Genomic DNA, 1742 nt, shown 5'->3' on the forward strand with positions numbered 1-1742 from the left:
CGGCGGAGCTGGCTCGGCGACAGCGCCAGGTGGCCGGCCAGCGCCTCGATGGCGACCGGTCGCCACGGCATGAGTGCGGCGACGGCCGCACCCACCAGCGGATCCGGCCGGCCCGCCCGGCGCAGCTCCCGCAGAAGGTGGTCCTCCAGGAGCCGCAGCGCGTGCTCCGGCGTCCGTGCCAGGACGGTCCGGTCGGTGAGCTCGTCGACCGAGCCGCCCCACAGGTCCGCCAGGTCGACGCGCTGGTCCACGAGGTCGTCGAGCGTCGTCGGCAGGGGTGGCGGGGTGCCGGGCCGGAACCGCAGGCCGACGATGGTGGTGCGTGGCCCGACCACCTCGATGTCGGGGCCGGTCAGCGGCCCGACGAGCTGGGGTCGGCCGCCGATCGGGAGGTGGATCTCCACGCCGCCCGTGGGCAGGTTCCGCTGCGCGTACGGCGCCTCGCCCGTGCGCTGGATCCATGCCGTCCGCACCACGCCCGCCAGCGCGGGCCGGGGTGACCGCTCGACGTAGGACTCCATGACGGTCATCCTTCCCGGAGATCCCGGCAGACCGCCAGGGAAGTGCCCGCGCGCCCGCCGATGAGTTCCGGCGGTGGAAGCCGTCCACCCCGCAGGAGATCGGCCCGACGGGCCGCCGAGACCTGGAGGACTGCGATGCCGCGATACCTGATCTCGTTCGACGACGGCGCGATGACGTTTCCCGAGGAGGACCTGCCCGCCGTGGCAGAGGCCTCGCACGCCGTCGTGCAGGCGGCCAAGGACGCCGGCGTCTGGATCTTCGGCGCCGGGCTGGAGCGGCAGCAGGCGTCGGTCGTCGCGACGGACGGGACCGTGACGGACGGGCCGTTCCCGGAGACGAAGGCTGTGATCGGCGGGTTCTCCATCCTTGAGGTGGCGAGCCGCGCCGAGGCGCTGAAGTGGGCGGCCCGGATCGCGGAGGGCTGCCGCTGCGCCCAGGAGGTCCGGGAGCTCATGTACGACCCGGAGTCCTGAGCTCCGACCTGGCGCCCTCGGCGGCGTGCGGCATGGTCATCGGGCGGCCGTGGCGCACATCCCCTTCGAGGCCTAAGTTTCTTCGCTTTGAGCCAGCTCAAAGCGAAGAAACTTAGGCCTCGAAAGGGAGCTGTCAGACGGCGAGGGCCTCGACAGGGGAGCTGTCAGACGGCGAGCGAGCGCACCGTGTCGATCGTGTCCGCCTCCGCGGCCGTCTTGTCGTCGCGGTAGCGCAGCACGCGCGCGAAGCGCAGCGCGAGGCCGCCCGGGTACCGGGTGGAGCGCTGCAGGCCGTCGAACGCGATCTCCACGACCTGCTCGGGCCGCACCGTGACCACCCAGCCGTCGTCCTCGACCTCCAGCTCCCGGAAGCGCTCGGTCTGCCACTGCAGCATCTGGTCGGTCATGCCCTTGAACGTCTTGCGGGGGACGGAGTCACGAAACGACGAAGGCCCCCGTCCCAGGTAGGGGCGGGGGCCTGGCGGGGGTGGGTCAGACGAAGACCTCGCGGTTCGGGTCCCAGTTGCCGACGTACGACAGCACGCGCGCGGGTGTGTTGTCGCGGACGGTCACCTTCCGGCGGTCGCCTCCGCCGACGGGGAAGACGGGGAGGGTCATGTACTCGCCGCGCGCGTCGCCGCCGAACGCCCAGCCGTACGTGTCGAGCACGTACTCGGTGCCCCGGATCTCGACCCGGAACGGCCAGCGGCCCTCGACCGAGTCGGTCAGCACAGCGAAGGTGCTCGG

Annotated in this window: 3 protein-coding genes and 1 pseudogene; 1 reads left to right on the top strand and 3 read right to left on the bottom strand. The window is 72.4% G+C overall.

What is annotated here, in order from left to right:
* A partial coding sequence (locus PROKR_RS33400) for a DUF6597 domain-containing transcriptional factor (RefSeq protein WP_036959066.1) occupies positions 1-521 on the bottom strand: 521 nt, incomplete at its 3' end.
* A 135-nt stretch (positions 522-656) separates the two neighbouring features.
* Between PROKR_RS33400 and PROKR_RS01370 the strand changes: the two genes are divergently transcribed.
* Positions 657-995 carry a YciI family protein gene (locus PROKR_RS01370; RefSeq protein WP_036959051.1) on the top strand — a complete coding sequence of 113 codons (339 nt, stop codon included), beginning with the start codon at positions 657-659 and terminating at the stop codon, positions 993-995.
* Positions 996-1159: 164 nt separating this feature from the next.
* Here PROKR_RS01370 and PROKR_RS01375 read toward each other — a convergent pair.
* Positions 1160-1417 (bottom strand): annotated as a pseudogene (locus PROKR_RS01375) (ATP dependent DNA ligase); the annotation flags it as partial.
* Positions 1418-1487: 70 nt separating this feature from the next.
* Positions 1488-1742, bottom strand: a 255-nt coding sequence (locus tag PROKR_RS01380) for a hypothetical protein (RefSeq protein ID WP_169736283.1), incomplete at its 5' end; no start/stop codon positions are given.

The sequence above is a fragment of the Promicromonospora kroppenstedtii DSM 19349 genome (genome assembly GCF_000515355.1).
Lineage (GTDB): Bacteria > Actinomycetota > Actinomycetes > Actinomycetales > Cellulomonadaceae > Promicromonospora > Promicromonospora kroppenstedtii.